This is a genomic window from Bradyrhizobium sp. LB14.3, from assembly GCF_040547985.1.
In the GTDB taxonomy this organism is placed as follows: domain Bacteria; phylum Pseudomonadota; class Alphaproteobacteria; order Rhizobiales; family Xanthobacteraceae; genus Bradyrhizobium.
Map to the genome: position 1 here is coordinate 202,223 of NZ_JBEPQT010000012.1, position 22,699 is coordinate 224,921.

Genomic DNA, 22,699 nt, shown 5'->3' on the forward strand with positions numbered 1-22,699 from the left:
CAATTTCTAAGTGGATGTAGGAATGTCTTGGTACAGCAAGGTTTTCTGGTCGGAAGGTCTGTTTCTGCGGCCGCATCATCTGCAGCAGAACGACCGCTACATCGAACACTTGCTGGAAAAGCGCGTTCGCTACACGACACCATACCCCTGGGGCTTTGCCCAGTTAGAGATCGATAAGGATCTTACCGAACAGAGCAAATTCGCGGTGCGGAATGCGTCCGGCGTCATGCCGGACGGTACGCCCTTCGATATTCCTGCGGACAGCCCAATACCCGAATCGATCGATGTGCCGGAGACGGCCGCAGGCCAGATCGTCTGGCTGATGATGCCGGTCGCGGCGCCAAACACCCGCGAGGTCGACGAGGACCGCACCGACAGCGCCAGTCGCTATGTCCGTACTTCGGAAACCTTCATTGACTCGACCTCGGCGCTACGCATCGAGGAAGAGATCGACATCGCTTATCCGCGCTTGTCGTTCGAACTGCGCAAGACGAGCAAGCCCGGATACATGGGCCTCGGCATCGCGCGCATTCTCGAGGTGCGCGACAAGAACATCCTGTTCGACGACAAGTTCGTGCCGCCGATGCTGGTCTGCGCCGCGCATCCGATCATCGATGGCTGGCTCAACCGCATCATCGGCTGGGTTGAGACTAAACTCGACGAGCTGGCGCGTTACGCGGTCGATCCGTCATCCGGTGGTGGGTTGCAGAGCGTCGACTATCTGGTCCTGCAAGTGCTGAACCGTACCATTCCCGTGCTGACTCATTTCCAGCGCTCCGGCAGCGTGCACCCCGAGCGCCTGTACGAGGAATTGCTGAGGTTCGCGGGTGAACTTGCGACGTTTTCCACGGCGGAACGGCGGGCGCGCAACTATCCGGCGTACAATCACGACGATATCGAGAACGTCTTCACACCCTTGGTCAGCGACATCCAGGACTTCTTGAGCGCGCGGCTGGGCAGGCGGGCGATCCGCCTGGAGATCATCGAGCGCGCACAGAATGCGTTCGTATCGCCGATCCGCGATCGAGCGCTATTCCGAAATGCGACCCTGGTGCTGGAGGTTGCCGCACGGCGGCCGCTTGTGGAGATCCAGAACGATTTCCCGCACCTGTTCAAGGTCGGGCCGAACACCAAGATGAACGAGATCGTGCACGCAAACCTGCCGGGCCTGACGCTGGCGCATTTGCCGACGCCGCCGCCGCATATCCGGGCCATCACGGATCACGTCTATTTCTATCTCGACCGCAAGTCGCCGCTGTGGCCCGAGTTCAGTACGGCTGCGTCGATCGGAATGCACTTTTCCGGCGACTGGCCCGAGCTTGAGCTGTATCTTTGGGCTATCCTGGAAGACAGGCCATGAGCGACAAGGACAAGCCGGTCAATCCTTTCGGCCGGGGCGAACGGACGATCATCCGTCCCAATCCCGGCGGGAAGTTGCCGCCGGCGCCGACCTCTCAGCCTCCGCCGGGCGAGGGGCCTGCAGCACGCCCGGCCTATTCGCCATCACCCGTACCCTCTCCCGGCGCGCCAGCGCCACCATCATCCTTTTCTCCCGTTCCACAGGGCTCGAACTACGCCTCCGCCCCGGCCAGCCATCCAGCCGAGGAATGGATCTCGACACCCGCGCAAGGCCACGTGCCGCAACCCATGTTGCCGCCAGGGCCGCCGTTGCGCGTTGACGATCTGGTCGCGCCAAATGCCAATCCGGTGATGCGCGCTGCGGGCCCGTTGCTGCAACTGCTCGGTCGATTGCGGGTGGCGCTCATGCGAGCGTCATTCGCCAGCCTGATGGAGCAGGTCGCGGACGCGATCAAATTCTTTGAGAAGGACATCCGTTCAGCGGGCATTTCCGAGCACCAAGCCAACACAGCGAAATACATCCTGTGTGCCACTGCCGACGATATCGTGCAGCACATCCCAACCGAAGAGCGTCACGTCTGGACGCAATATTCGATGCTGAGCCGGTTCTTCGGCGAGCGTGTCGGCGGCGTCCGTTTCTTTGAGATCCTCGACCATTTGAAGGTTGATCCACTGGTCAACTATCCGGTCCTCGAACTTCAGCACACCTGCCTTGCGCTTGGTTTTCAGGGCATCCACCGGACGTCAGGGGGCGGAGTTGCGAACCTGCAACTGATCCAGCGCAACCTCTATGAATTGCTGCGCCGGGTCCGACCGAAAACGATGAGCGACCTGTCGCCCAACTGGCGCGGGCAGGCGCTGGCGGGACGCCGGCAACGTCTGCGTGTTCCGGTCTGGCTCGTGGCAGCCGTCGTTGCCGCGCTCCTGACCGGGTCCTATTTCGTTCTGCGGACGCTCCTCGCTGGGCGGGCAGAGAATGCTGCCGAGGTGGCGCTCGCGCTCCATCCGGCCGGCCCGATCGAGCTCAAGCGTCAGGTCGTTGCACCACCCCCACCGCCGCCGCCTCCGCCGCCGCCGGATCGCATTACCCAGTTGCAACGCATCCGCAATGCGCTCGCGAAGGAGAACACCGCCTGTGCCATGACGGCGGACCAGACCCCCAGCTTCATCGTGATCAGGGTCTGCGACCTAGCCTTGTTTGCGTCGGGCCAGGCGACCATCCTCGACGGCTTCAAGCCGATCGCACTCCGCGTCGCAGCAACCCTCGACAAGGAGCCGGGACGGATCCGGGTCGTCGGCCATACTGACAGTTCGCCGATCCGCACAGTCCGCTTCCCGACCAATTTCGAGTTGTCGGTCGAGCGCGCCAAGGCGGTTGCCGCGGCACTGAAACCTGGTTTGACCGATGGTTCGCGCGTCGACGTCGAGGGCAAAGGAGCAGATGCGCCAATCGCCAGCAACACAACACCCGAGGGACGCGCCAAGAACCGGCGCGTCGAGATCTTTATCGAACGCAGCGAATAGGCACACACCGCCGGATCGGGTGGTTTGCGACGGGTACGGTTAGATGCTTGCCAAGGACATTCTCCGCATCGTTCTCTACGGAGTCGGGCTCAGTTCGCTCGGAGCGGTGATCTATTTCGCCGGTCCCTTCATCGCGTTCGGCGATTGGCGGCCGCTGGAGAACCATATCGTCCGGCAGATCGCTATTCTGCTGCTCACCACGGCCGTGGCAGGCATCGTTGGCCTCAATCTGTTCAAGCGGCGCAAGGGTGCCAAGGAGATTGCCGATGGCATCGCTGGTGCAGACCAGCCCGTCAGCGATGAACCGGTGCTCAAGGAGCGCATGAAGGATGCGCTCGCGACGCTGAAGACCGCCAGCGGCAACAAGTCGGGCTATCTCTACGATCTCCCCTGGTACGTCATCATCGGTCCGCCCGGCGCCGGCAAGACCACGGCGCTGGTCAATTCCGGGCTCAAATTTCCGCTCGCCCGCGGGGCGACGCCCGCGGCGATCGCAGGGGTCGGCGGTACCCGCTACTGCGATTGGTGGTTTACAGAGGAGGCGGTGCTGATCGATACCGCCGGCCGCTACACCACCCAGGACTCCAACAGCAAGGCCGACAAGGACAGCTGGCTGGCGTTCCTGGACATCCTAAAGAAAAGCCGGTCGCGCCAACCGATCAACGGCGTCCTTGTCGCCATCAGTATCGAAGACATCCTGACGCTGCCGAAGCAGGAGCTCGCACTTCATGCCGATGCCATCAGGATGCGCCTGCTCGAGCTGCATCAGAGGCTCAAGGTCAGCTTCCCGGTCTACGCGCTATTTACCAAAGCGGATCTCGTTGCCGGCTTCACCGAGTATTTCGCCTATCTCGGGGAGGCCGGCCGCCGCCAGGTCTGGGGTGCCACGTTCCAGACCGCCGACAAAACCCAGAATCTCGTGGGGCAGATCCCGGTCGAGTTCGATCGTCTGCTGGAGCGCCTGAGCGAGGAGACGCTCGACCGTCTGCAGGACGAGCCGACGCCCCAGCACCGCGTGCAATTGTTCGGCTTTCCGGCACAGATGGCGCGGCTCAAGCCCCAGATCCACGATTTTCTCAACCTGATCTTCGAGCCGACGCGCTATCACGTGAACGCGAACCTGCGCGGCTTCTACTTTACCTCGGGTACGCAGCAGGGCACGCCGATCGACCAATTGATCGGGTCGCTGGCACGCACGTTCGGCGCCGAGGAGATCGGTTCCGGATCCTATTCGGGCACGGGCAAGAGCTTCTTCCTCGCCGATCTGATTTCCAAGGTCATCATCGGCGAAGCCGACTGGGTCTCGACCGACCGTGCCGCGGTGCGCCGCACGCTGATCCTGAAGGCCGCAGCCCTGTCATTGATCGGTCTGGTCTCGATCGGACTGATCGCAGCTTGGCTGATGAGCTACAAGCGGAACTCCGATTTGATCGAGCAAAGCCTGCAGGCGGATAGCGAGTATGCAGCCGCCGGCGCACCACTTATCAAGCAGACATTGATTGCCGATCCTGATCTCGACAAGGTGCTGCCGCTACTCTACCGCCTCCGCAACGCCCCCGCAGGCTACGGATCGCGCGGCGAGTCGGTGCCTCTGTCGGCTCGCTACGGGCTCAGTCAGCACGCCCGGCTGCTGTCGCCCTCGAAAGCGGCCTATCATACCGCGCTTGAGCGCATGTTCCGGCCGCGCCTGCTGTATCGCCTGGAGGAGCAGCTCAATGCGCGCATAAACGAGCCTGCTTTCGTCTATGAGGCGCTCAAGGTCTATCTGATGGTCGGCGGCCTGCAGTCGCCGGACCGCGAGCTGATCCGCTCCTGGATGCAACGTGACTGGGCGGATAACCTCTATCCTGGCGCCACCAACGCGGAAGGGCGGCGTCTGCTCGACGAGAACCTCGTGGCAATGTTCGACCTCGAGACCGAACAGCAGCCGCTGGTCGAACTCGACGGCCGGTTGATCAAGCAGGCCCAAAGCTCCTTGGCGCGCCTGAGCGTGTCGCAACGAGCCTACGAGTTTCTGAAATCAGAGGCTCGCGCATCGATCGCCGGCGACTGGATCGCCAGCCGCCATGGCGGCCCCGACATGGGTGTCGTGTTCGAAACCACGACGGGGCAGCCTTTGGACGCCGTACGGGTACCTGAATTTTTCACGTATAACGGCTTCCATCAGAAGTTCGTTGCCCGGCTGTCCGGATTGTCAGAGCGGATGAAGCGGGAGCGATGGGTTTTGGGAGATGCCGGCCAGCAGTCGGCCATCGACCAGCAGTACGACAATCTGGCCGGCGATCTGCTCAGCATCTATTCCAACGATTTCGTGACGACCTGGCGAACGGCGCTCGGGAGCCTGCGCCTGAAGAAGCTGCTCGCCGACAAGCCGAAATATGAGGTGCTGCGGGCGCTTTCGGCGCCGACCTCGCCGATGCGGCAAATTCTGGAATCGGTGCGCGACGAGACGGTGCTGACCAAGGAACGGGCGAAGCCGGCGAGCGCTTCGGCTCCAGCTGCCGCACCGGCGCCAGCACTCTTCACGAATGCCCAGGATGGACCGCCTGGCGCGATGATCGAGGCGCAGTTCAAACCTTACCACGCGGCGCTCGAAGGCGAGAGCACCCGCCGGCCGATCGACTCGACCGTCGCGAACCTGAACGACATCGCGCAGAACCTGACGCTAATCATCGAGAATCCCCAACTGACCGCACAGGCCACAGCCGCGCTTCAGACCCAGGTCGCAGCGCTCCGCAACAATGCCTCGCGCATGCCGCCGCCATTCTCCGACATGCTGCGAGCAGCAGCCGCGGAGTTCGAAGGCAGCATCGCGGCTTCGACCGCCGGGCAAATCCTGCAAACGTTGCGCGATCAGGTCACGCCGGTCTGCCAACAGACCGTGACTAACCGCTACCCGTTTATCCGCGGCAGCGGCCAGGAAGTTCCGCTCGCGGATTTTGCCAAATTGTTTAGTCCGAATGGCGTTATGGACAGGTTCTTCACCCAGTACCTGGCAGCTTATGCCGACACGTCGCGGTCGGACTGGGCTTGGCGAAAGGAGAGCCCCGTTGGTCGGTCGTTCTCGCCCGACACGCTCAAACAATTCCAGAATGCGGCTTATATCCGGGATGCGTTCTTCCAGACGGGCGGCGGTGTGCCCGCCGTTTCATTCGCGATCCGACCCCCTGGGGCACCGGGGCCAGGCGTGACAGTTAAGACCGAGATCGGTGGCACCACGATTGCGAGCCCAACCATTCCCGGATCGGCCCCTTCGTCCTTGTTCGGCGGCCCGCAACCTACGCCACCGCCACAGCCGCAGAGCAACTCGCCGACTACCGTCCTATGGCCGGGCCCAGCGCCGCGAACGGCAATTTCAGTCAGTAACGACACCGGCCCGCCATCCGTGCTTGAGCGCATTGGTCCCTGGTCGTTGTTTCGGATGCTGGAGGCAGGCTCGTTAGTGGTGAAAGCGGAAACGGCCAGCGCGAGTTTCATCGTCGCCGGGCGCGAGCTCAACTATCAAATTTCGACTGGATCGTTGCGCAACCCGCTGAACCTGTCAGTGCTGCGCGAGTTTCGTTGCCCGACCGGGATATGACCATGCGTTGCGGGATATTCGGCAAAATCGGTGCGAAGCGCGATTTCATCGCGATCGCGACCCCGCGCAGCTTCCTGGAAGCCTGGGAGCCATGGGTACAGGCTGCGCTGTCAGCAAGTCGCCACCAGCTTGGCCCAGGATGGCAGCAGGCCTTTCTGACCGCGCCGGTCTGGCGGTTTTGGCTCGGCGCCGCGATCTGCGGCACGACAGTGGCGGGTGCGATCATGCCCTCGCTCGATGGGGTGGGGCGATACTATCCCTTGACCCTGCATGCGGTGACCGGCGAGGCCGTCTCGCTGCCGCCGCCGAGCATTGATCCGCAGGACGAATGGTTCGGGCAAGTGGAGGCGTTCCTGCTTTCGACCCTGGATCGGGCCGCAACCTTCGAGCAGATCTCCGATGCATTGGATCGGCTTGCGGTGCCACGACTGCAGGAGACCATCGCCGGCGATCCGCCGGTCACGTCGCTTGGTACTGCGGCAATGGGGAGGGCTTCGGCGGTCGAAGCCTTCGCAGGGTCGTTTGCAGCACTTTGCGCTGCCAACCCACAGGTCTACGCCGCGGCTAGCTTCTGGTGGACCGCCGGAGGGGAAGGCTTCCCGCCAATGGCGCTGAGTTGTCGCGGATTGCCAGATCCGTTTCACTACGTCACGCTGCTGACCGGTGATCTCGGCCTCGCGGCATCGGGGAATGGATGACGCGCGATGGTGCATATTCCGTCCTTGTTCGATGTTGGTAGCGTCACCCATGCCGGACGGGTGCGGGAGCGGAACGAGGATTCATGTTTGGTACGAACCGACGTTGGCCTGTGGGCGGTCGCCGACGGTATGGGGGGGCACGAGGCCGGTGATCTCGCCAGTCGCATCGTAGTGCAGTCGCTTGACGCGATCGGCACGCCAGAATCAGCCGCAGACCTGCTCGCGGAATGCGAGGAGCGGCTTTTCAGCGCAAACCAGCAGATACTGGCGCTTAGTCATGAACGACAGGGTGCCACCGTCGGGACCACAGCGGCGGTTCTGCTCGTTCGCGATAGTTACTATGCCTGCATATGGGCGGGTGACAGCCGGGTCTACCTTATCAGTCGCGGCGCAATTCGCCAGGTGTCGCATGATCACAGCGAACTGGAGGAGCTGATCGCAGAAGGTGCGCTGTCGCGCGAAGACGTGAATGATTGGCCGAGCAATGCCATTACGCGTGCCGTCGGTGTCGCCGATGATCCGGAATTTGAGGTGGTGACAGGCCCGGCCGAGCCGGAGGATATTTTCGTGATCTGCAGCGATGGCCTGACCAGGCACGTGCAGGACGACGAGATCCTGCAGCACGCGGCTACGCGACGCGCCCAGGCGGCTTGCGATGACATGCTCGCGCTGGCTCTTGTTCGTGGCGGGCTTGACAATTTGACGATTGTGATCGTGCGACTGCTGACGCCACGATCTCAGGAGACGACAAGATCTCCGCTCAATCGGGAGCCGCAACCATGACTCCTAACGATCCGTTCCGATCGTCCTATCACGGCGTGCCGCCCGGCACCCGTCTCAACGGCATTTACGAGATCGAAGCGGTGATCGGCGCGGGCGGCATGGGTGAGGTCTACAAATGCCGTGAGATTCAGACTGGATCGCCTGTTGCGGTGAAAATGCTACTGCCCGACGTGGTTGATAACGAGGCCGCGCTCGCGCTGTTCCGTCGAGAGGCCGCGGCACTCCACAATCTTCCGCATGACGCGATCGTTCGCTACTTCCTATTTACCGTGGAGCCGGTGCTGCAGCGACCTTATCTCGCGATGGAGTTCGTGAATGGCCGCTCGCTCTCGAACATGCTCGATGATGGGCCGTTGACCTTCGAGGCGCTGATCAGGCTGATGCAGCGTGTCGCATCGGGACTGGAGGCCGCCCATGAGCACGGCATCATTCATCGCGACGTGTCTCCGGACAACATCATCGTTCCGCTCGACGACGTCAGGCGGGCCAAGATCATCGACTTCGGCATCGCCCGGTCGACCCAGATGGGTGACAAGACCATCATCGGCTCGGGCTTCGCTGGCAAGGACAACTACGCATCGCCGGAGCAAGTAGGGTTGTACGGCAATGACGTGACGGCGAAATCCGATGTCTACAGCCTCGGTCTTGTGTTGTTCCATGCACTGACCGGACAGAAACTCGACATGGGCGGCAGCCAGTTTCAACTGGTGGAGAAGCGCCGGCGAGTGCCCGATCTCGGCGCGGTGGATATGCGCATTCGGCCTTTGCTGGAGCGGATGCTGCAGCCTGACCCGGCATTGCGCCCGACCATGGGGGAGGTCAACAGCTGGACGCCGGCCGGTTTGGCCCAGACGCCGGCCGCGGCGTTATATGGCTTCGATCCGCTACGGCGGCCGGAAAGCGCGGCGCCGGCGCCGCAGGACCGTATGCCGTCGACCGCGCGGAGTCCGCGCAGCCTACGGCTGGGGGCGGGCGTCGCGGCTCTGTTGCTGCTGGTCGGCGGTGGATATGCCTTCTACAAGCTGGTCTGGTCAGCGCCAGGCCGCGCGGTCTTGCCGCCACCTCCGAAACTCGCCGGAACAATGGCGCCGCCGACGATCGAGCCCGCTGGACCACAGCCCGAACGCCAAGAGCCGGGGAAGTTGTCAGCGCAGCCGACGGCGACGCCGTCTGCGGCACTCGATGGGGCGGGGCGCGCTGAGCGCATCCGCAAATACGTGGCCCAATATTCCGGCGGTGACTGCTTCTTCGTCTTGCCGATTGCCGTGAGCCCAAATGCCGCTGTCATCGAAGGGTTCGGTGCCTCGACCGCCCCATTCGATACCTTCGACAAAGCGTTTCGGCGTGATCAGGGTTTCGAGGCTTCGGTCGGCGTCAGGCAAGTGACCCAAGCGCAATGCCCAGCCGTCAAGTTCTTGAATCAGGTCGGGAGCGATCAGGCGCGAATGCCACGCATCACCTTGTCAGCGACAGAGCTGAAGGGCGGTGAAATCCTCAATGGGACCATTGAGAACTTTGCCAACCGCGTGGTGGAGCTGCTCATGGTGTCGGATCGCGGCGAAGTCCAGAGCCTGTCTTATCTTCTGAAGCCGGGCATCGACTCACTTTCGTTTACGCTCCCGACAGCGCGCGCGAGCGGTCCGCAATTGCTGTTGGTCGTGGCGGTCCCGCAGGTTCTGGACTCATTGCGCCAGCCGCGACCGATGGCGGCCGACACGTTCTTCCTGCAGGCGCTAAGCGAGGCTCAGCGCAACAAGGTGACTGTCATCGCGGCCGCGCGCTACGTGCTGCTCACCAATTGACCGGCACGCTCAGAATGTTCCGATCACCAGGATTTTCAGGTCGGCATCCGGCTTGAAGTCGCTTGCCGTATATTCAAGCGTGTTTCCAGTAGCCGACGAGGCCTTTAGCCGCCCAGGACAGAAGCTCACCAAACGGTCGCTGCCGCCTGGGTCGATAATCAGCTTGAATGACCGGATCGGCCCAGCCCAATTCGCGCCGGTCTTGAGCACGTACGATATGCGCCGCTCCTGCAGATTCGCGCTGTTGGTCTGGTTACCGCCCGCGCGCTTATCGAGCTCGGCGAGGAACGTATCCTGGACGCAGTATTCTTTCCGGTAACGCGCGACTTCCTGACCGAGTGCGCTGCTGCGGCGCAGGCTCGAGCGCAGAATGGTGTCAGGACTGGAGCCGACGCTCGGCCGGTACTGGTGTTCGACCGTGACGGCGCGTATGGGCGGAAACACCTGCTGGCGCACAGCCGAGGTCTTGATAACCCAACCCGGCGCGTACTGCTGGCGACCGTTGTCGCTCATTCCGGCAGGCACCAGAAGTCCGTCGTCCACGAGCCGGGTCCGGGTCGCCGCGGGTAGATCGGTCACCCGGATCTCGCGGCCACCAATCGGCAGCAGCGGCAACTTGAGTTCGCGGAGCAGGGCACTGACATCCCTGTTGCCAACCACGGCGCGCTGATCGACGGTCAGCGGCGCTAGGTTGCCGTCGACCTTGGTCTCGAAGTCGACGAAGTTGATCGGATCATTTGACGGCAGTGCAACGTTCTCAGCCTCCGACAGGTCGATGTCGGGCAGCGGAAAGGCAACAGTAAGCGTGACTGGCTTGGCGGTGACGTTGGCGAATTGGTAGCGAACGCTGATCCTGTCGAGCGCGATACGAAGGTTCTCGCTCTCCATGGCCACGTCATTGGTGCGTACCAACTGGAGCCCACCGATCGATAATTCCGCAGCCGAGTCGTTGGCGCGTGCCGGCGAGCCTGTCGCAACCAGCAGCGCGACCATCAGGGCCCGTATCCGGAACGACAGTCGGGTGGAGGGTCCGTTCGGCAATCTGGTCTCTATGCGGCGTCGCAGCATATGCTGGCTCCATCCGATGCGGGTCAATCGATCGGCTGATAAAGATCGCCCCAGTCGGGCTTCCAGACCCCGTCTGGATCGCACACCACGAGCGCGAGCTTGACGTCGTTTGCAAGCCGGATCGCGCTGCGAAAAGCATCCTGAGCCGGCAATTGCGCGCTGACCTGGTCGGTGGTCAGCCGTCCCTGGCTCGCGGCGGCAGGCAGCACGATCGATCCGGAGGCGCCATCATTGTCGCGTTTCAGGAGTAGCGTGATCGCGTCGGACTGGACTTCGTTCACTTGCTCAAATCTATTCCGGGCCATGGTTTTCCACCGCAAGCTGAGGAAATTTCGGACGATCACCGTCCAGTGATAGAATTGAACGTGATTGAGATTGCTCACCACTAATTGACGCGCCGCATCAACGGCATCTCGGATTAGTCGATCCGACGCGGCGATCGGTTCGGGGTACATTGAGGCGAACATGCTTCGTCCAAATCATTGGATCTGGGTCTTCATCGTTGGCGCTGGCCTTTCCGGAACCAAGGCGCACGCCGACGATATTGTCGTACGCAGCTTTGCCGGCGGTTCGGCTGCTTCCATGGTCGGCATCGTCCCGGCCAGCGAGGACGTGGAACTCGCGGGACCGCAAGCACTCAGCGCCAACGGGCAGGGCAACCTTTTTGTGCTCGATCAGATCAACGGTCGCATCCTCCAGTTTGACCCGAAACAGCCAAATTCCTATCCTGACGTCCTCAAGATGCCTGAAGACGTCCAGCCGACTGATCTCGTCGTCCACGATGACGACATAATGGTTTGGGACGGCGGCGTACGGACGCTGAAGGCAGCGCCGGGGCAATCCACCCGCGGACTCGGTGGTGACGTGATCCAGCTTGAGGAGGTCTCGAGCCGTGGGGCGGACGACCAGGTCGCCGTCTCCGCTTTCGCCCAGATGGGATCGCAGGCGCCCGGCAGCGCGGCAGACCTGCTCGGTCAGAACACCCGCGCGGCCATCACCAAGATGACTCGGCAGCCCGACCGGCAATATGTGGCTTCCCGAAGCAAGGGCTCGGTGATCGCCGATATCATTCCTGACAAGGGCAATGCCAGCGTACGGGTCGAGATCCAGACCATGGTCACCAACGAGACCATCGGCCAGCTCGGCCTGCGCGTGCGCAACCAACTCGGCACGGTGGAGTTTCTCGAGATCGACAACAGCGACCGCTTCTACGTGCTGGCCGAGGACGTTCCGCCATCGGGAAAGAACGCCTCCACGTTCGTCGCACGCTATGCCGCGAATGGGCGTCTCGAGGGAATCTATGAGCTTCCTCTGGAAAATACGCCGCTGACCAGACGGTTCGTCACGGTTTCGGGTGATGGCGACGTCTATTTCCTGCGAACCAAGCCGGACGGTATCGAAGTGGTGGGCGTCGGGTTCCGACCTCTGACCAATGCCTCGATTATCGACGTGCGGCCGTCGCGAACGACAACAGCGCCGGCACCACAATCCGACGTCAAATTTGACGCTTCGGCCGCCGTGAGGCCGTCCAATCGCCAGCAGGCGATCGAGACCGCGTTTGCGTTCGAAGGCATCCAGTGGAAATTGACGCAGGCGAACTACGGCAACGATCCCGATAGCCAATGCAGTGGCTTCAGCCGTGTTCGTCGGCCGTGGTATCTGCAGGGAAAAGTGAACCAGGAGGTGCGCGGCGTACCCTATTGCTGGGGCTGCCACGGTTCGCTCGCGAACTTCCGGCAGCGGATCGAGAGCGGAACGCTGGCTGGCAATGTGTGCACTCGCAATGCGCCACGGCCGGATGTGGCTGGCGTCGACTGTTCGGCATTCGTCAGCGCCGCGTGGGGGCTCTCCGTCCACTACACGACTGCCGCCATCCCCGCGATCGCAGCGCCCGTGGCAAATCCTTGGGACCTGAGGCCCGGTGATGCGCTGAACAAGCCGGGCTCGCATGTGATGTTGTTCCTGCGGTTCACGCCCGATCGCAAGGCTGAGGTGATGGAGTCCTCGACCGGTGGCTGCAACGGCCGCGTCTGTCGCAACGTCTATCCGTTGGCGAGCCTGCTCGCGCGCGGCTATGTTCCGGTCCGCTTTCGGGCGTTCGCGGATGATCAGACGACGGTTTCAGCGGGCGCCTATCAGGAGACCGAACAACCGCCGGCGGGCCGCAAAACGGCAAGCAAAAGGCGCTGAACCCAGCGTGTCGCCAGAGCTACAAAATGGGTAGGCATGATGTCGAGGTGGATCACGATGCGGATGCCCAGAGGACTTGATTGCGGGATCGGGCGGCTATGCGCCACCGTCGGGCTCGCTGCGTTGATCGGACTGGCAATCCCGCAAGCGCATGCGGCAGGAGATTTGTCGATCAGCAATCCAGACGGGGCGGCAGTGCGCGCGCTCGTGATCGGGATCGACGACTACCAGCACGTGCGCAAATTGAAGGGTGCGGTCGCTGACGCCACGGACATCGTGACCAGCCTGAAATCCATGGGGGTTGACGACGTCATCGAACTGACTAACGCCCAGGCCGACAGGGCAGGCGTCCTGCGCGAGATCAGTGCACTGGTGGAGCGGACCAAGAACAACGACCTCATCTTTCTGTCGATCGCCGGTCATGGCACCCAGGAGCCGGAGCGCCTCAAGGGCGCGGAGCCGGACGGGATGGAGAACGTGTTCCTGCTGCCAGGCTTTGAAATCACGCCAACCGGGTCCGCTGAGCGTGTTCTGGGCAGCGAGTTCAACCATTTCATCCGGCAGTTCGAGCTGCGCGGAGCGAGGGTGATCTTCGTGGCTGATACCTGCCACGGCGGCGGTATGGTGCGCGATATCGATCCGCGTGCCGCTGAGATGAGCTTCCGGCAGGTCCCGCGCTACACGTTGCTGGTCGATGAACTGAAGCCGGTGTCGGACAGCAACGATCCGAAGTCTGAACTTGACCTTGACCACACGGCGTTTCTGGCTGCGGTGGACCGCTACACCAAGGCGCCGGAAGTCCGCATCCCTGGCATCGATGGCCTACGCGGGGCTCTGAGCTATGCGGTCGCGCGTGCGGTGGAAGGCAGCGCGGACATCAACCACGATGGGAAGGTGACGCTTAAGGAGCTTTTCAGCAATGTTCGGCAGGTGGTCTATCAGCTCTCGGACCAGCGCCAGAACATCGTGACCATATCATCGCCAGCTCAGACGCCGGATACCGACGTCGCCTTCGGATTGACGCGCGGTGTCGTGCTGATTCAGGGGCCGGCCGCGAGAGCGGCCTCGGGTCTCGCCGGAGCCGGGGTGCCCGTGCCCGTCGAGGGACAGGCGCCCGCACCGTCGGTTGTCACGGCCAAGGCACCAGCCGTTCCGACCCTTGCCGGGGCGACCAAGGAACTTTCGACTGGCGACGCGCCGGGGTCCCTCCGCCTCGCTGCACCAATCCGGCTGGCGGCGCTCGACAGCAAGACGAGTTATTTTGTAAGCGTGAAGCCAAAAGATGTTCCCGTGCAGGCTGTTCAACCGACGGATAATCCCGACCTGATCTGGGATCCAGTGTCGCACGACGTGATCGCTTGGGGTGATGTGGTCGCCTATGGGATGGACGTTGCCAGCCTGCCGACGGTGATTGATCGGACTGCGGCAATTCGTGAACTCAAGCGCATTGCGACCCGGTCGCCGCAGGTGATGCGTATTTGGCCAGACGATCGCCAACAACGTGCTGGCCAGACCATCGAAGTTGACCTGTCTGATGTGGCATCAAGGGCGGTGCTGCTGTTCAATGTGTCCGGCGATGGCACCATCCAATTGTTGTATCCGGTGGGTGCTGATGCGGCGTTGGCCCGATCGGCGAGTTTGCGCCTACCGCTCAGGGTCGGCGAGCCGTTCGGTGCGGAACAGATCGTTGCGGTGACCTCGCAGCAACGCATGGTCGATCTTGAGACAGCCCTGGTGCAGTTCAACCGGCGTCGCGCCTCGGGGCAGGTGATCAGGAGTCTCGAGCGTTACTTGCCCGCGGACGCGCGAATCGCCTCGATCGGCTTCTTCAGTGCTCCCTGACTCTTAGGGGGCAGGCCATGCCGTCATTGCAGCCGATCCGCCAGGAGCGACCATGGCTCGCATTCCTGCTGCTACTGGCGGGTAGCGGAGCTGCGTCCGCAGCACCGTTGCCGACGGGCTCGTTGCATGTCGGCACGACGTACGCACGTTGGCTTTGGCCCGTACAAGCGGTGCGCAGGCAGACCAATACCGCGAGTGTGTCCCTTCAGATCCTGCCGAGTCAGACCGTCAACGTCGGCGGCAAGGTCTCGTTCGGCGTCACCGCCAGGAAGCCTGGATATCTCATTTTGGTCGACGTCGACGCGGAAGGGCGGATGTCCCAGATCTTTCCGACCCCCGAGCTATTGGCGCAATCGAACCAACGCGACATCAATCTCGTCAAGCCGGGTGTCGAATTTGTCGTCCCTGCTCCGGCGGCGCGGCAGCGTGGTTTTGAATATGTCGTCGCACCGCCGACGGGGTCCGCAGTCATGATCGCCATCCTGAGCGAGCAGCGCGTGCAATTGCTCGATTTGCCGGACATGCCCCGCAAGCTGGAAGGTCAGGCCGACGCGTTGAGCTATCTATCGGCCTGGACCAGTGAGCTGCGCGTGCTGGACAACGCCAGCGGAAAGCTGTTGCCGAACAATTGGTCGTTCGACGTCAAACCCTATTCCATCAGGTGAACTCGTCCGGACGAGTCGCCCAGCTCAAAGCTTGCTGAGCCGGCTGAAGAAGCCGCCGCGGGCGATCATGTAATGAATGTCGCTGGGGAAGGGAAACGCGCTGCGAGCATTGGAAATCGCGTGTTGGTGGAACTCACCACTCGCCGGCGCAGGCTTCTGATGCAACCGTGGTTGGTCGGCGACCTGAGGTAGCATGAACCGATCCACGAAAGCTTCGTCCAGATCGGCGACTCTGACCATCTGACCGAATGCCGGGAACTGATCGTAGTGACCTACGGTCACGCGGAGGTTCTTGAGGGCCGGGCGCTGAGGATGCGCTTGATTGCCGTCGGAGATCGCCAGCCCGCGTCCTATCAGATCCAACTTCACGGACTGCGGCAGCGTTGACGGACCATACACGATCTCAAGCGCAGGGTCGCTCTGTCCAGCCAGCCCTGATACCAGAAGGTCGCATCGTCTGGCCGCGCCTTGGCGCCGTAAAGACAGTCAAATCCCCAACAAGCAGTCAGCTTCGCCTGATACTTTCCGAGGGTTCCGACCAGATTGCGCATGCCGTTACCACCGCCGGAGTGGCATGCAATGATGAGCTTGCCAATTTGGAGTTGAGGAATGGACGTCGAAGAGCCTCCCAGGAACTGGGCCAGAGCTCCAAGAATTTCCTCGAGGTAGCGTTCCCCCAGTTCGACGTTGCCAGATCCTTGACGCTGTAATTTCCAGCAAAGGTATCGCCAACGGCATATTCATAGCCCAGAAAAGGCGCTACGAGCACGACGTCCTTGCCGGAACCCCGAACTTGTTCGCGGAGCCGCGCTGGATTGTTGTGAAACAGGAATTCGTGGTCTTTGACGTAGAAGCCATGCAGCCAGATTACGATATCGAGCTTGGTGGCAGTGGTTACGTGCTTTGGCGGAAGATAGACCGCCGTCGGCTTCATGCCGGGCGCTAGCCGCTTCGTAAAGAGCGTCACCCCTGGAAAGGAGGTGGCGTCCTTCTGTTCGAGCTCACACGCCACCACGAAGGTCGCTCCGCGTCGACCAGATCGGACGTGGACTTGGGCCGACCCGATGTTGCACTCAATTGTTCGCCATATCCTCGATACGGCTTCCTATTGGCGTGGCGAACTCGCGCCTTGCTAATTGCATACCTCGACATTCCCGGTGTTGCCACCCGGGCCTCCCCCGCCACGGTAGTCGAGGTGGCAGCCGCGACGGACCTGACGGCACAAATATTGGTCACAAACAACCTGGCCGCTGCCGCCTCCGCCACTTGCCTTCGCAGTGGCTTGTCGCCGCGGAACGTCCGCCATGGGCTCAGATCTTTCGCGCGCCGAACGATCGGCACGTGACGAACCTTCGTCCGTGTTGCGCTTGGCAACTGGCTTCTTTCCGCGCCGCTTCTCGCATTCGTTGTCATCGTTGAGGAACGAGCCCTCGGCACACGTGATCCTGACGCACTGGTCGCCGTTAGCCTTGTAGCCATGATCGCAGATCACGGGACAGACCCGGGTTGGCTTGAGTTTGATTGCGTCAAGCGCGTCGAGACTTGCGAGCTTGGCATCAAATTTCGTTCCCGCGTGCCGGTTGAACAGAGCCAACGAGCGCTGTGAGGCCGCATTCCATTGGCCATCTATGGTACCGGTGAAGCAGCCGACGCGGTTCAATTCGCTTTGTACGGACTTGGTGATATCGGCTTTTGCGATATCGGTCTGGCGCGGCTCGGCGCTGAGTGCGGCAAGCTTTGGCGGCGTATTGTCGTCAGCGGGTGCAGCGGCTGTAGGATTATCCGCGAAGGCACTCCCAACAGCCGGCTTATTCCCGGAGAGAGCAGCGACGATTGTAGATTCGGACGCAGTCCGTTTCCGTTCCGCCTCGGTGGCCTGCTCCTGAGCCGCCTGCTTCGCCTTCTCGGCGGCAATTCGGGCCTCTTCCGCAGCCTTCAGATCCGCGGCCGCCTTCTCCTGGTCGGCACGCTGGGCGCCCTGCGACATCAGGCGAGTTTTCTGCTGTTCAGCCTGCTGCGCCTTCGCTGTTGCCGCGACGCGTGCGTCCTCAGCATCGAGCTGATTAAGCTGCAGCTTCGCCAGATTTGCGTAGTATCCGTCCGGATGCTGGTCCAGGAACGCGTTCAGAGCGGGCTTGTTGCGTAGCTGCAAGGCCAATTCGTAATCGCGACGAATTTCTGCCTGGGGATTGGCTGCTTGCACCGGCTCATCAGCCTTGGCAGCGGGAACAAGTGCAACGTCTTCGCCGCCCAGCGAGCCGTAGACATAGGGCTCCTGTCGGTTGCCCGTGGCTTGCAAGACATCATCGCGGACGAAGCCGAAGGCCCTGCGCAAGTCGAGCCCCGGCTTTGCGATATACTTTACGAGAGCCGTCGCATACGGACTATTCTTGCTGTTGCCATCGAGTGCGGTTAGTCCGGCTTTCGCGGCAAACGCGATCAGCGTGTTGGAGACGGCGGGTTCGACCCTGGCCAGCCCGCGGCTGATTGATCGAGAGGCAACTGTACGCTTCATCGAATCGGCAAACGGATTGTTGCGGCACGCGTCGACGATCACCACGCGCAACTGTTTCGCAGGCTCGATTGCCAGCAGGACGCGGTCGAGCGAGAATGCTTCGTCATAGATATCAGTGTCACGTTCGAGTCTGGCGTCGGTCGGGATCAGATAGTTTGTCCCGTCGATCTCGATACCGTGACCAGCATAGTACACCAGGGCTATGTCCGCATTGCGAGCCTGATCGGCGAATTCTCTCAGGGCCCGCCGCATATCAGTTGCGGCGAGGTTGAGCCTTGAGTCAACCACATCGAAACCTGCCTCCTTCAAAGTTGCGGTGATGGCCGCAGCGTCGTTGGCCGGGTTTGGGAGCAGAGGGGCGTTCTGATAGTTGGCATTGCCAACCACCAAAGCCACGCGCTTGGTCGCCCAGGCTGGTTGAGCTGCCAGTAACAGCGAAGCGGCAAGGAGAAGCAAAATTCGAAGGCGCCTGTATAATCTCATGGCGAACACCCAACTATGCCCATAGAATGGTAACGTCGCGAGGACGGCCGCGTAAGAAATAATTACTGAATTCGTACGCTAGTGGCGGCTACCTATCGGCCTACAGTACCAATCTCAAGCCCGATCCATTCCTATGTGTTGTCTTGAAATGCGGACGCGTTCAAAAGGCACGGAAGATAATCGCGGCCCGGCGCTGTGGGCGGTTTCGTGTGGATGATGGGTACCCGCCAGTGCCTATGTCTCGCGCGAATGAATTAAGTTTTTGAAATTACACGATTATTGCATCCTATGGTGCGCTCGCGACAGCGCGGCAGAAGGCTCTGGCTTAGTTCAAACGAAAGTTCCGCTGACGGCAGATCGAGGGGACGTGAAGTCTTGGGGGACCGGCTTGCGGGTCGATCGTCTCGGTTACAGCTTGCACGGAGGTCAGGAGCCGGTCAGTTCGGCTTTCCATCTCCCCAGGCGATCGTCACCTTCATGTTCTCGCCGGAGCGCTCGGCCCGGAAATTGTTCCTGCGGTAGAGTTGAAATGAAGGTCCTCCGAATTGCGAAGGCTGGCCATGGTCAACCAGTCGATCGCCGCTACCGGAAGGTCGCAGGAGCACAAGTCGCCTTGATCAGAAAGCGCTGAATGTAAGTCCATCTCGAAGGACGGCGCACGGGGATACAATCGCAATTCCGAACTTCGGAGAAGCTGATGCCAATTCCGTTGAGGGTTTACATCACGCCATTTGCCGAGAGGGGGAACGTTGAGCCCGGGCAATGGAGCAGCGAGACGGCCAAGAAGGCGCTCGACGTGGTCAATACGATCTGGTCAAAGGCCAAGATCGCGTTCGTGATCAGCGATTGCTTGATGGAGAAGCCGCTCGACATGGCAAAGAGCGCGCGCAGCAATGATCAGCGATTGCTGGGCGTTCTTGCCTCTCGGCACGATCCGGACAATGCCGTCCACATCTACCTCGTCAATTCGATTGAAAATCTGTCCGCCGGCGGAAGCTCATACCCCAATAGCCAACCGGAGCCGGCAAGCTTCGTCCAATGGTATGGCAATGACCACGCCAATGGACGCGCCTGGGCTCACGAGCTGGGCCATCTGATGAGCCTCGATCACGTCGAGATCGACTATTCCAATGAGAAGCAGGCGGCGCAGCGTGTCAAGAACCTCATGACGATAGGATTGAGCGTCGGCTCTGACCTGACGGGCCAGCAGATTGATGCAGCCAAGGGCTCAAAGCTGGTCAAGCGATTTGGCGGATAAGTCGGCGGCCGACCGCAGAAGTCGTCACCTCCGTCGTTCTGCAGATCGCGCGCCCGCGGGAAACGGGCCATGGCGGCGACAGCCTTAAAGAGGGAGCAGATCAAGGATACGACGCCAGGTTCCTATTCGCGAGATCCTCGTCGCTCCAATCCAGGCGTTGAGCGCGAGAGTCCATGATTGCGCTCACGCTCGTAACCACTTCGCCCGCTTTGCGAAAAGCCATCCGCAATTGATACGCAAATGACCCCAACGATGAAATCACCAACGACCATATCAAGTGCTTCCGGGATATTGCGCTGCGGTTGCTGGACGACGCTTACTGTTTCGCTCTATTTTGATGGGCGATCAGGCAGACGTAGAGCAAGCCGGTAAAGATATTATCCAGATGCGCTGCTTTAACAGCGGTTGGGTAGGGGCCTCCAAGTCTCGGGCGATTCCGCGAAGTCGTCGTGCTGTGCGAATTCCAGGGCCCGTCCTGTCGCGACTCTCTTAGATCGTCGCTGCTCCGATCGCGACAGTGATGTCGCGTATTGCACAAGCCCATACTGCTTCGGTGCCAGATCGAAATGGGAACAAGATCACAACCTTCGTTGCAGCTGTCGATTTCATGAACCTCTCTTTTCTTGCCAGCACTAAAAACAAGGTGGTCCTGCGCCGTCCGGCCGATCACCGACGAGTTCCTATTTGTCGATTGCAGGTTGAAGAGACATGTTCCACAGAACTGGTCGGGGCAAGGTTGACGTCGATCTGGATTTTTCGGGAGTGGGGGTTCTGCACGCGCGGCTTTGGAATTTCGATTTCGATGACTTTGCCGGCTACCAGTTTCGGGGCTTGAAGACAGAGCACTCCGAATTTCTGAAGAACAAAGTGGTTCCCCTGCTGGAGCACGACGCTGGTCATATCTGGATGACGGGATCCGCGAGCCGGATCGGTACGGCTGATTGGAATATGACGACATCAGCCAACCGCGTGATTACGGTCGCGAAGTCTCTGTCCGAGATGGGCATCCACCCGGAGCAAATGCAGACGCACGCGATCGGCAATACGCAGACGGCAAATCACAGGCTGGACGAAGACAACGATAGATCCGTGGTCCTTTGGGTGCTGCCTAAGGTCTATTTCGAACCGATCATAAAGCCAGATTTGCCGCGGCCCGTTCCGCCGAAACCAAAGGTCAGTCGAAATTTCAAGATAGCCATGCTGCTTGAGGTCGACGGTTCGATCTCGTTTGCAGCGAGAGCGGCCATCAAGCGCATCGTGAAGGGCAGGGCTGGAGCCGGGATTGCGTTTGCCAGCGCGTTGTTCTCCATATGGGACACGGAAAACAATTTGAAGTGCACCTACGTCTATGCGGCGGTCGGCCTGGGCTTTGGCTTAACCCTTCCGAAGACCGGCGGCAGATCGGGTACCCTGCATGGCCCCTGGAATTCGTTTACGACCGAAAAGCCAATCTCCTGTTCGCAGTTCGGCAAGTCGATGCGCTTTACGACTATCGGCATAGGGGATGTAAGCAAGAACTGGATCCTGCTGGAAACGCCCAGGGGAGTGAAGGACGTCTACTTGAGCATCAGCACGGGCACGACCATAGGCGGCGGCGCGTCGACATACCCAGCCCATTTGAGCGCTTTCGTCCCGCTAGAGCGACCGAAGCCGTTTGGCGGGCCGTGAGTGAACCGGCTCATCATAACCTTTAGCCGCCATCGGCGAGGCGAGCTTTCGCTCGATGCGTTGCATGACGTCTCCAGACCGAGCGGGCGCAGAATCCGGTCGCAGTTATGGAGTGCTCGTGCCCAACGTGCTTGATTTGATGCGGGTTGACCGGCCATGTGGTCCAATTTCATCATGCTGCTCACGCTCTATTGAGGAGTTTCCCCGACCACGCTCATGTTGCGGCGCATGTGATTTCTCCCTCGAAGCCTTGGATCAACATTGATTTCATTTGCCAAAGCTGATTCTTGATTTCGGTTGAATGTGGGATGTTCTTAGCGTCTTCTTTGGGGCGCTCGCGTTGCATGTGAATGGAGAAAAGAACTGCTCCAGTGACGAAGCGCCGATTTGCCGAGCAACTAAGTGTTAATAAAGATTGGCTCGATCCGTCATAGGACCGGGTGAAGACGAAACAGATCAACGAAATGAATGACTTACGTTGGAAATTTTCTTGCGCCCCGATGATGGATTGGACCGGGACATCTCAAAAAGCGAAGCGCAATCAGTGCTTAGGCACGGTCGTTGGGCGCCATGCAGTACCAAATGCAGTACCGATCTGGTTCAGCAGCGTGCGCAGGCGATTGATGTCGCAATTTGGTGTGCATTGGGTCACTCACGCGCAGCGCAACGTACTACGCCAATCTGCGCGATTGTGCTCCTTCGAACGAAGGTGTCGTTCTGTCGCGTTTATCGAGGTGGTGGAGGCTGCGAATATCGCGCGCCTAATCGATCAAGGACGGCAGAGACCACATGTACGTTGCCAATGGCATCAAGAGGCGTCACGGGGTATCCTGAGCTCGTCGCCCAATGCGAGGGTCAAGGCATCGCGAAAAGTTGGCGGCAGTAGTTTTGCGATTTCATCAGCCAACCATGTTGGCGCAACGAGTAGAGCACGTTGTTCCGATTTTGCGCTCGTTGCCTGTTTTCCTGGGAGCGTTAGAGGAGGTCTTTAAGCCATTTCGGCACGTTCATATTGTTCTTTATCCGCGGGATGAAGCTCGCGTCGTCGACAGCTGTTAGTGGCTCCATCGTCATAGCATCTACGTCGTTGGGGCCTGGCAAGTCTGCGGCAACAAAAAGATCAGCGTTCGCCACGAACGCGTCATAGTCTAGAACCGGCCGCCAATGATCTAGGGTCTGTTGGGATTCAGGATTCTCATCGGGGCTTGGTTGTGATTCAAGCTTGGGATGGACCGATTCGTTTTGACTGACGCCCAATGGGCGA

Annotated in this window: 17 protein-coding genes; 11 read left to right on the plus strand and 6 right to left on the minus strand. The window is 60.8% G+C overall.

The window, feature by feature from the left end; genetic code table 11:
• The first annotated feature begins 22 nt into the window (after window positions 1-22).
• From tssK to ABIB00_RS22530, 6 genes are read left to right on the plus strand one after another with little or no spacing between them, the layout of a single operon-like run.
• Window positions 23-1,360, plus strand: a complete 1,338-nt coding sequence (gene tssK, locus ABIB00_RS22505) for a type VI secretion system baseplate subunit TssK (RefSeq protein ID WP_247448080.1) — start codon at window positions 23-25, stop codon at window positions 1,358-1,360.
• Entirely contained in the window at window positions 1,357-2,883 is a 1,527-nt protein-coding gene (tssL, locus tag ABIB00_RS22510; RefSeq protein WP_354105891.1) for a type VI secretion system protein TssL, long form, read from the plus strand. Before tssK ends, tssL begins: the two co-directional genes overlap by 4 nt.
• Before the next feature lie 43 nt (window positions 2,884-2,926).
• On the plus strand, window positions 2,927-6,463 hold the full coding sequence (gene tssM, locus ABIB00_RS22515) for a type VI secretion system membrane subunit TssM (protein WP_354105892.1): 3,537 nt from the start codon (window positions 2,927-2,929) through the stop codon (window positions 6,461-6,463).
• Entirely contained in the window at window positions 6,460-7,161 is a 702-nt protein-coding gene (tagF, locus tag ABIB00_RS22520) for a type VI secretion system-associated protein TagF (protein WP_345947003.1), read from the plus strand. The genes tssM and tagF overlap by 4 nt, the downstream gene beginning before the upstream one ends.
• A gap of 6 nt (window positions 7,162-7,167) precedes the next feature.
• Entirely contained in the window at window positions 7,168-7,944 is a 777-nt protein-coding gene (locus tag ABIB00_RS22525; RefSeq protein WP_247340877.1) for a PP2C family protein-serine/threonine phosphatase, read from the plus strand.
• Window positions 7,941-9,746, plus strand: a complete 1,806-nt coding sequence (locus ABIB00_RS22530; RefSeq protein WP_354105893.1) for a serine/threonine-protein kinase — start codon at window positions 7,941-7,943, stop codon at window positions 9,744-9,746. The genes ABIB00_RS22525 and ABIB00_RS22530 overlap by 4 nt, the downstream gene beginning before the upstream one ends.
• A gap of 9 nt (window positions 9,747-9,755) precedes the next feature.
• On the opposite strand, the gene ABIB00_RS22535 is transcribed toward ABIB00_RS22530, so the two are convergent.
• Window positions 9,756-10,739 (minus strand): DUF4424 domain-containing protein, encoded by a 984-nt coding sequence (locus ABIB00_RS22535; protein WP_354105894.1) that lies wholly within the window; start codon window positions 10,737-10,739, stop codon window positions 9,756-9,758.
• Window positions 10,740-10,837: 98 nt separating this feature from the next.
• Window positions 10,838-11,281 carry a hypothetical protein gene (locus ABIB00_RS22540; RefSeq protein WP_354105895.1) on the minus strand — a complete coding sequence of 148 codons (444 nt, stop codon included), beginning with the start codon at window positions 11,279-11,281 and terminating at the stop codon, window positions 10,838-10,840.
• Here ABIB00_RS22540 and ABIB00_RS22545 point away from each other — a divergent pair.
• From ABIB00_RS22545 to ABIB00_RS22555, 3 genes are read left to right on the plus strand one after another with little or no spacing between them, the layout of a single operon-like run.
• Complete coding sequence (locus tag ABIB00_RS22545; protein WP_354105896.1) at window positions 11,280-13,004, plus strand: NHL repeat-containing protein; 1,725 nt, start codon at window positions 11,280-11,282, stop codon at window positions 13,002-13,004. The genes ABIB00_RS22540 and ABIB00_RS22545 overlap by 2 nt on opposite strands.
• A gap of 57 nt (window positions 13,005-13,061) precedes the next feature.
• Window positions 13,062-14,846 carry a caspase family protein gene (locus ABIB00_RS22550; protein WP_354105897.1) on the plus strand — a complete coding sequence of 595 codons (1,785 nt, stop codon included), beginning with the start codon at window positions 13,062-13,064 and terminating at the stop codon, window positions 14,844-14,846.
• A 17-nt stretch (window positions 14,847-14,863) separates the two neighbouring features.
• Window positions 14,864-15,511, plus strand: a complete 648-nt coding sequence (locus tag ABIB00_RS22555) for a DUF4384 domain-containing protein (protein WP_354105898.1) — start codon at window positions 14,864-14,866, stop codon at window positions 15,509-15,511.
• A gap of 24 nt (window positions 15,512-15,535) precedes the next feature.
• Here ABIB00_RS22555 and ABIB00_RS22560 read toward each other — a convergent pair whose 3' ends face one another.
• The 3 genes from ABIB00_RS22560 to ABIB00_RS22570 all read right to left on the minus strand — a co-directional run bounded on the left by ABIB00_RS22560 (window position 15,536) and on the right by ABIB00_RS22570 (window position 18,509).
• Window positions 15,536-15,880: a hypothetical protein gene (locus ABIB00_RS22560; RefSeq protein WP_354105899.1), complete on the minus strand. Its 345-nt coding sequence runs from the start codon at window positions 15,878-15,880 to the stop codon at window positions 15,536-15,538.
• A 136-nt stretch (window positions 15,881-16,016) separates the two neighbouring features.
• Window positions 16,017-16,526, minus strand: a complete 510-nt coding sequence (locus tag ABIB00_RS22565; protein WP_354105900.1) for a hypothetical protein — start codon at window positions 16,524-16,526, stop codon at window positions 16,017-16,019.
• 117 nt (window positions 16,527-16,643) lie between these two features.
• Window positions 16,644-18,509 (minus strand): caspase family protein, encoded by a 1,866-nt coding sequence (locus tag ABIB00_RS22570; RefSeq protein WP_354105901.1) that lies wholly within the window; start codon window positions 18,507-18,509, stop codon window positions 16,644-16,646.
• Window positions 18,510-19,362: 853 nt separating this feature from the next.
• Between ABIB00_RS22570 and ABIB00_RS22575 the strand changes: the two genes are divergently transcribed.
• Window positions 19,363-19,767, plus strand: a complete 405-nt coding sequence (locus ABIB00_RS22575; RefSeq protein WP_247340864.1) for a hypothetical protein — start codon at window positions 19,363-19,365, stop codon at window positions 19,765-19,767.
• A 708-nt stretch (window positions 19,768-20,475) separates the two neighbouring features.
• On the plus strand, window positions 20,476-21,435 hold the full coding sequence (locus tag ABIB00_RS22580) for a hypothetical protein (protein ID WP_354105902.1): 960 nt from the start codon (window positions 20,476-20,478) through the stop codon (window positions 21,433-21,435).
• A 975-nt stretch (window positions 21,436-22,410) separates the two neighbouring features.
• Here the strand turns inward: ABIB00_RS22580 and ABIB00_RS22585 are convergent.
• On the minus strand, window positions 22,411-22,699 hold a 289-nt coding region (locus ABIB00_RS22585; RefSeq protein WP_354105903.1), incomplete at its 5' end, for a hypothetical protein.

Excerpts from the sequence above, each read along its gene's own strand:
- tssM (WP_354105892.1), top strand. The coding sequence starts at position 2,927 with ATGCTTGCCAAGGACATTCTCCGCATCGTTCTCTACGGAGTCGGGCTC.
- ABIB00_RS22530 (WP_354105893.1), top strand. The coding sequence starts at position 7,941 with ATGACTCCTAACGATCCGTTCCGATCGTCCTATCACGGCGTGCCGCCC.
- ABIB00_RS22575 (WP_247340864.1), top strand. The coding sequence starts at position 19,363 with ATGGAGAAGCCGCTCGACATGGCAAAGAGCGCGCGCAGCAATGATCAG.
- ABIB00_RS22535 (WP_354105894.1), bottom strand. The coding sequence starts at position 10,739 with ATGGTCGCGCTGCTGGTTGCGACAGGCTCGCCGGCACGCGCCAACGAC.
- tagF (WP_345947003.1), top strand. The coding sequence starts at position 6,460 with ATGACCATGCGTTGCGGGATATTCGGCAAAATCGGTGCGAAGCGCGAT.
- tssL (WP_354105891.1), top strand. The coding sequence starts at position 1,357 with ATGAGCGACAAGGACAAGCCGGTCAATCCTTTCGGCCGGGGCGAACGG.
- ABIB00_RS22545 (WP_354105896.1), top strand. The coding sequence starts at position 11,280 with ATGCTTCGTCCAAATCATTGGATCTGGGTCTTCATCGTTGGCGCTGGC.
- ABIB00_RS22570 (WP_354105901.1), bottom strand. The coding sequence starts at position 18,509 with ATGAGATTATACAGGCGCCTTCGAATTTTGCTTCTCCTTGCCGCTTCG.
- ABIB00_RS22525 (WP_247340877.1), top strand. The coding sequence starts at position 7,168 with ATGGTGCATATTCCGTCCTTGTTCGATGTTGGTAGCGTCACCCATGCC.
- tssK (WP_247448080.1), top strand. The coding sequence starts at position 23 with ATGTCTTGGTACAGCAAGGTTTTCTGGTCGGAAGGTCTGTTTCTGCGG.
- ABIB00_RS22555 (WP_354105898.1), top strand. The coding sequence starts at position 14,864 with ATGCCGTCATTGCAGCCGATCCGCCAGGAGCGACCATGGCTCGCATTC.
- ABIB00_RS22550 (WP_354105897.1), top strand. The coding sequence starts at position 13,062 with ATGCGGATGCCCAGAGGACTTGATTGCGGGATCGGGCGGCTATGCGCC.
- ABIB00_RS22580 (WP_354105902.1), top strand. The coding sequence starts at position 20,476 with ATGTTCCACAGAACTGGTCGGGGCAAGGTTGACGTCGATCTGGATTTT.
- ABIB00_RS22540 (WP_354105895.1), bottom strand. The coding sequence starts at position 11,281 with ATGTTCGCCTCAATGTACCCCGAACCGATCGCCGCGTCGGATCGACTA.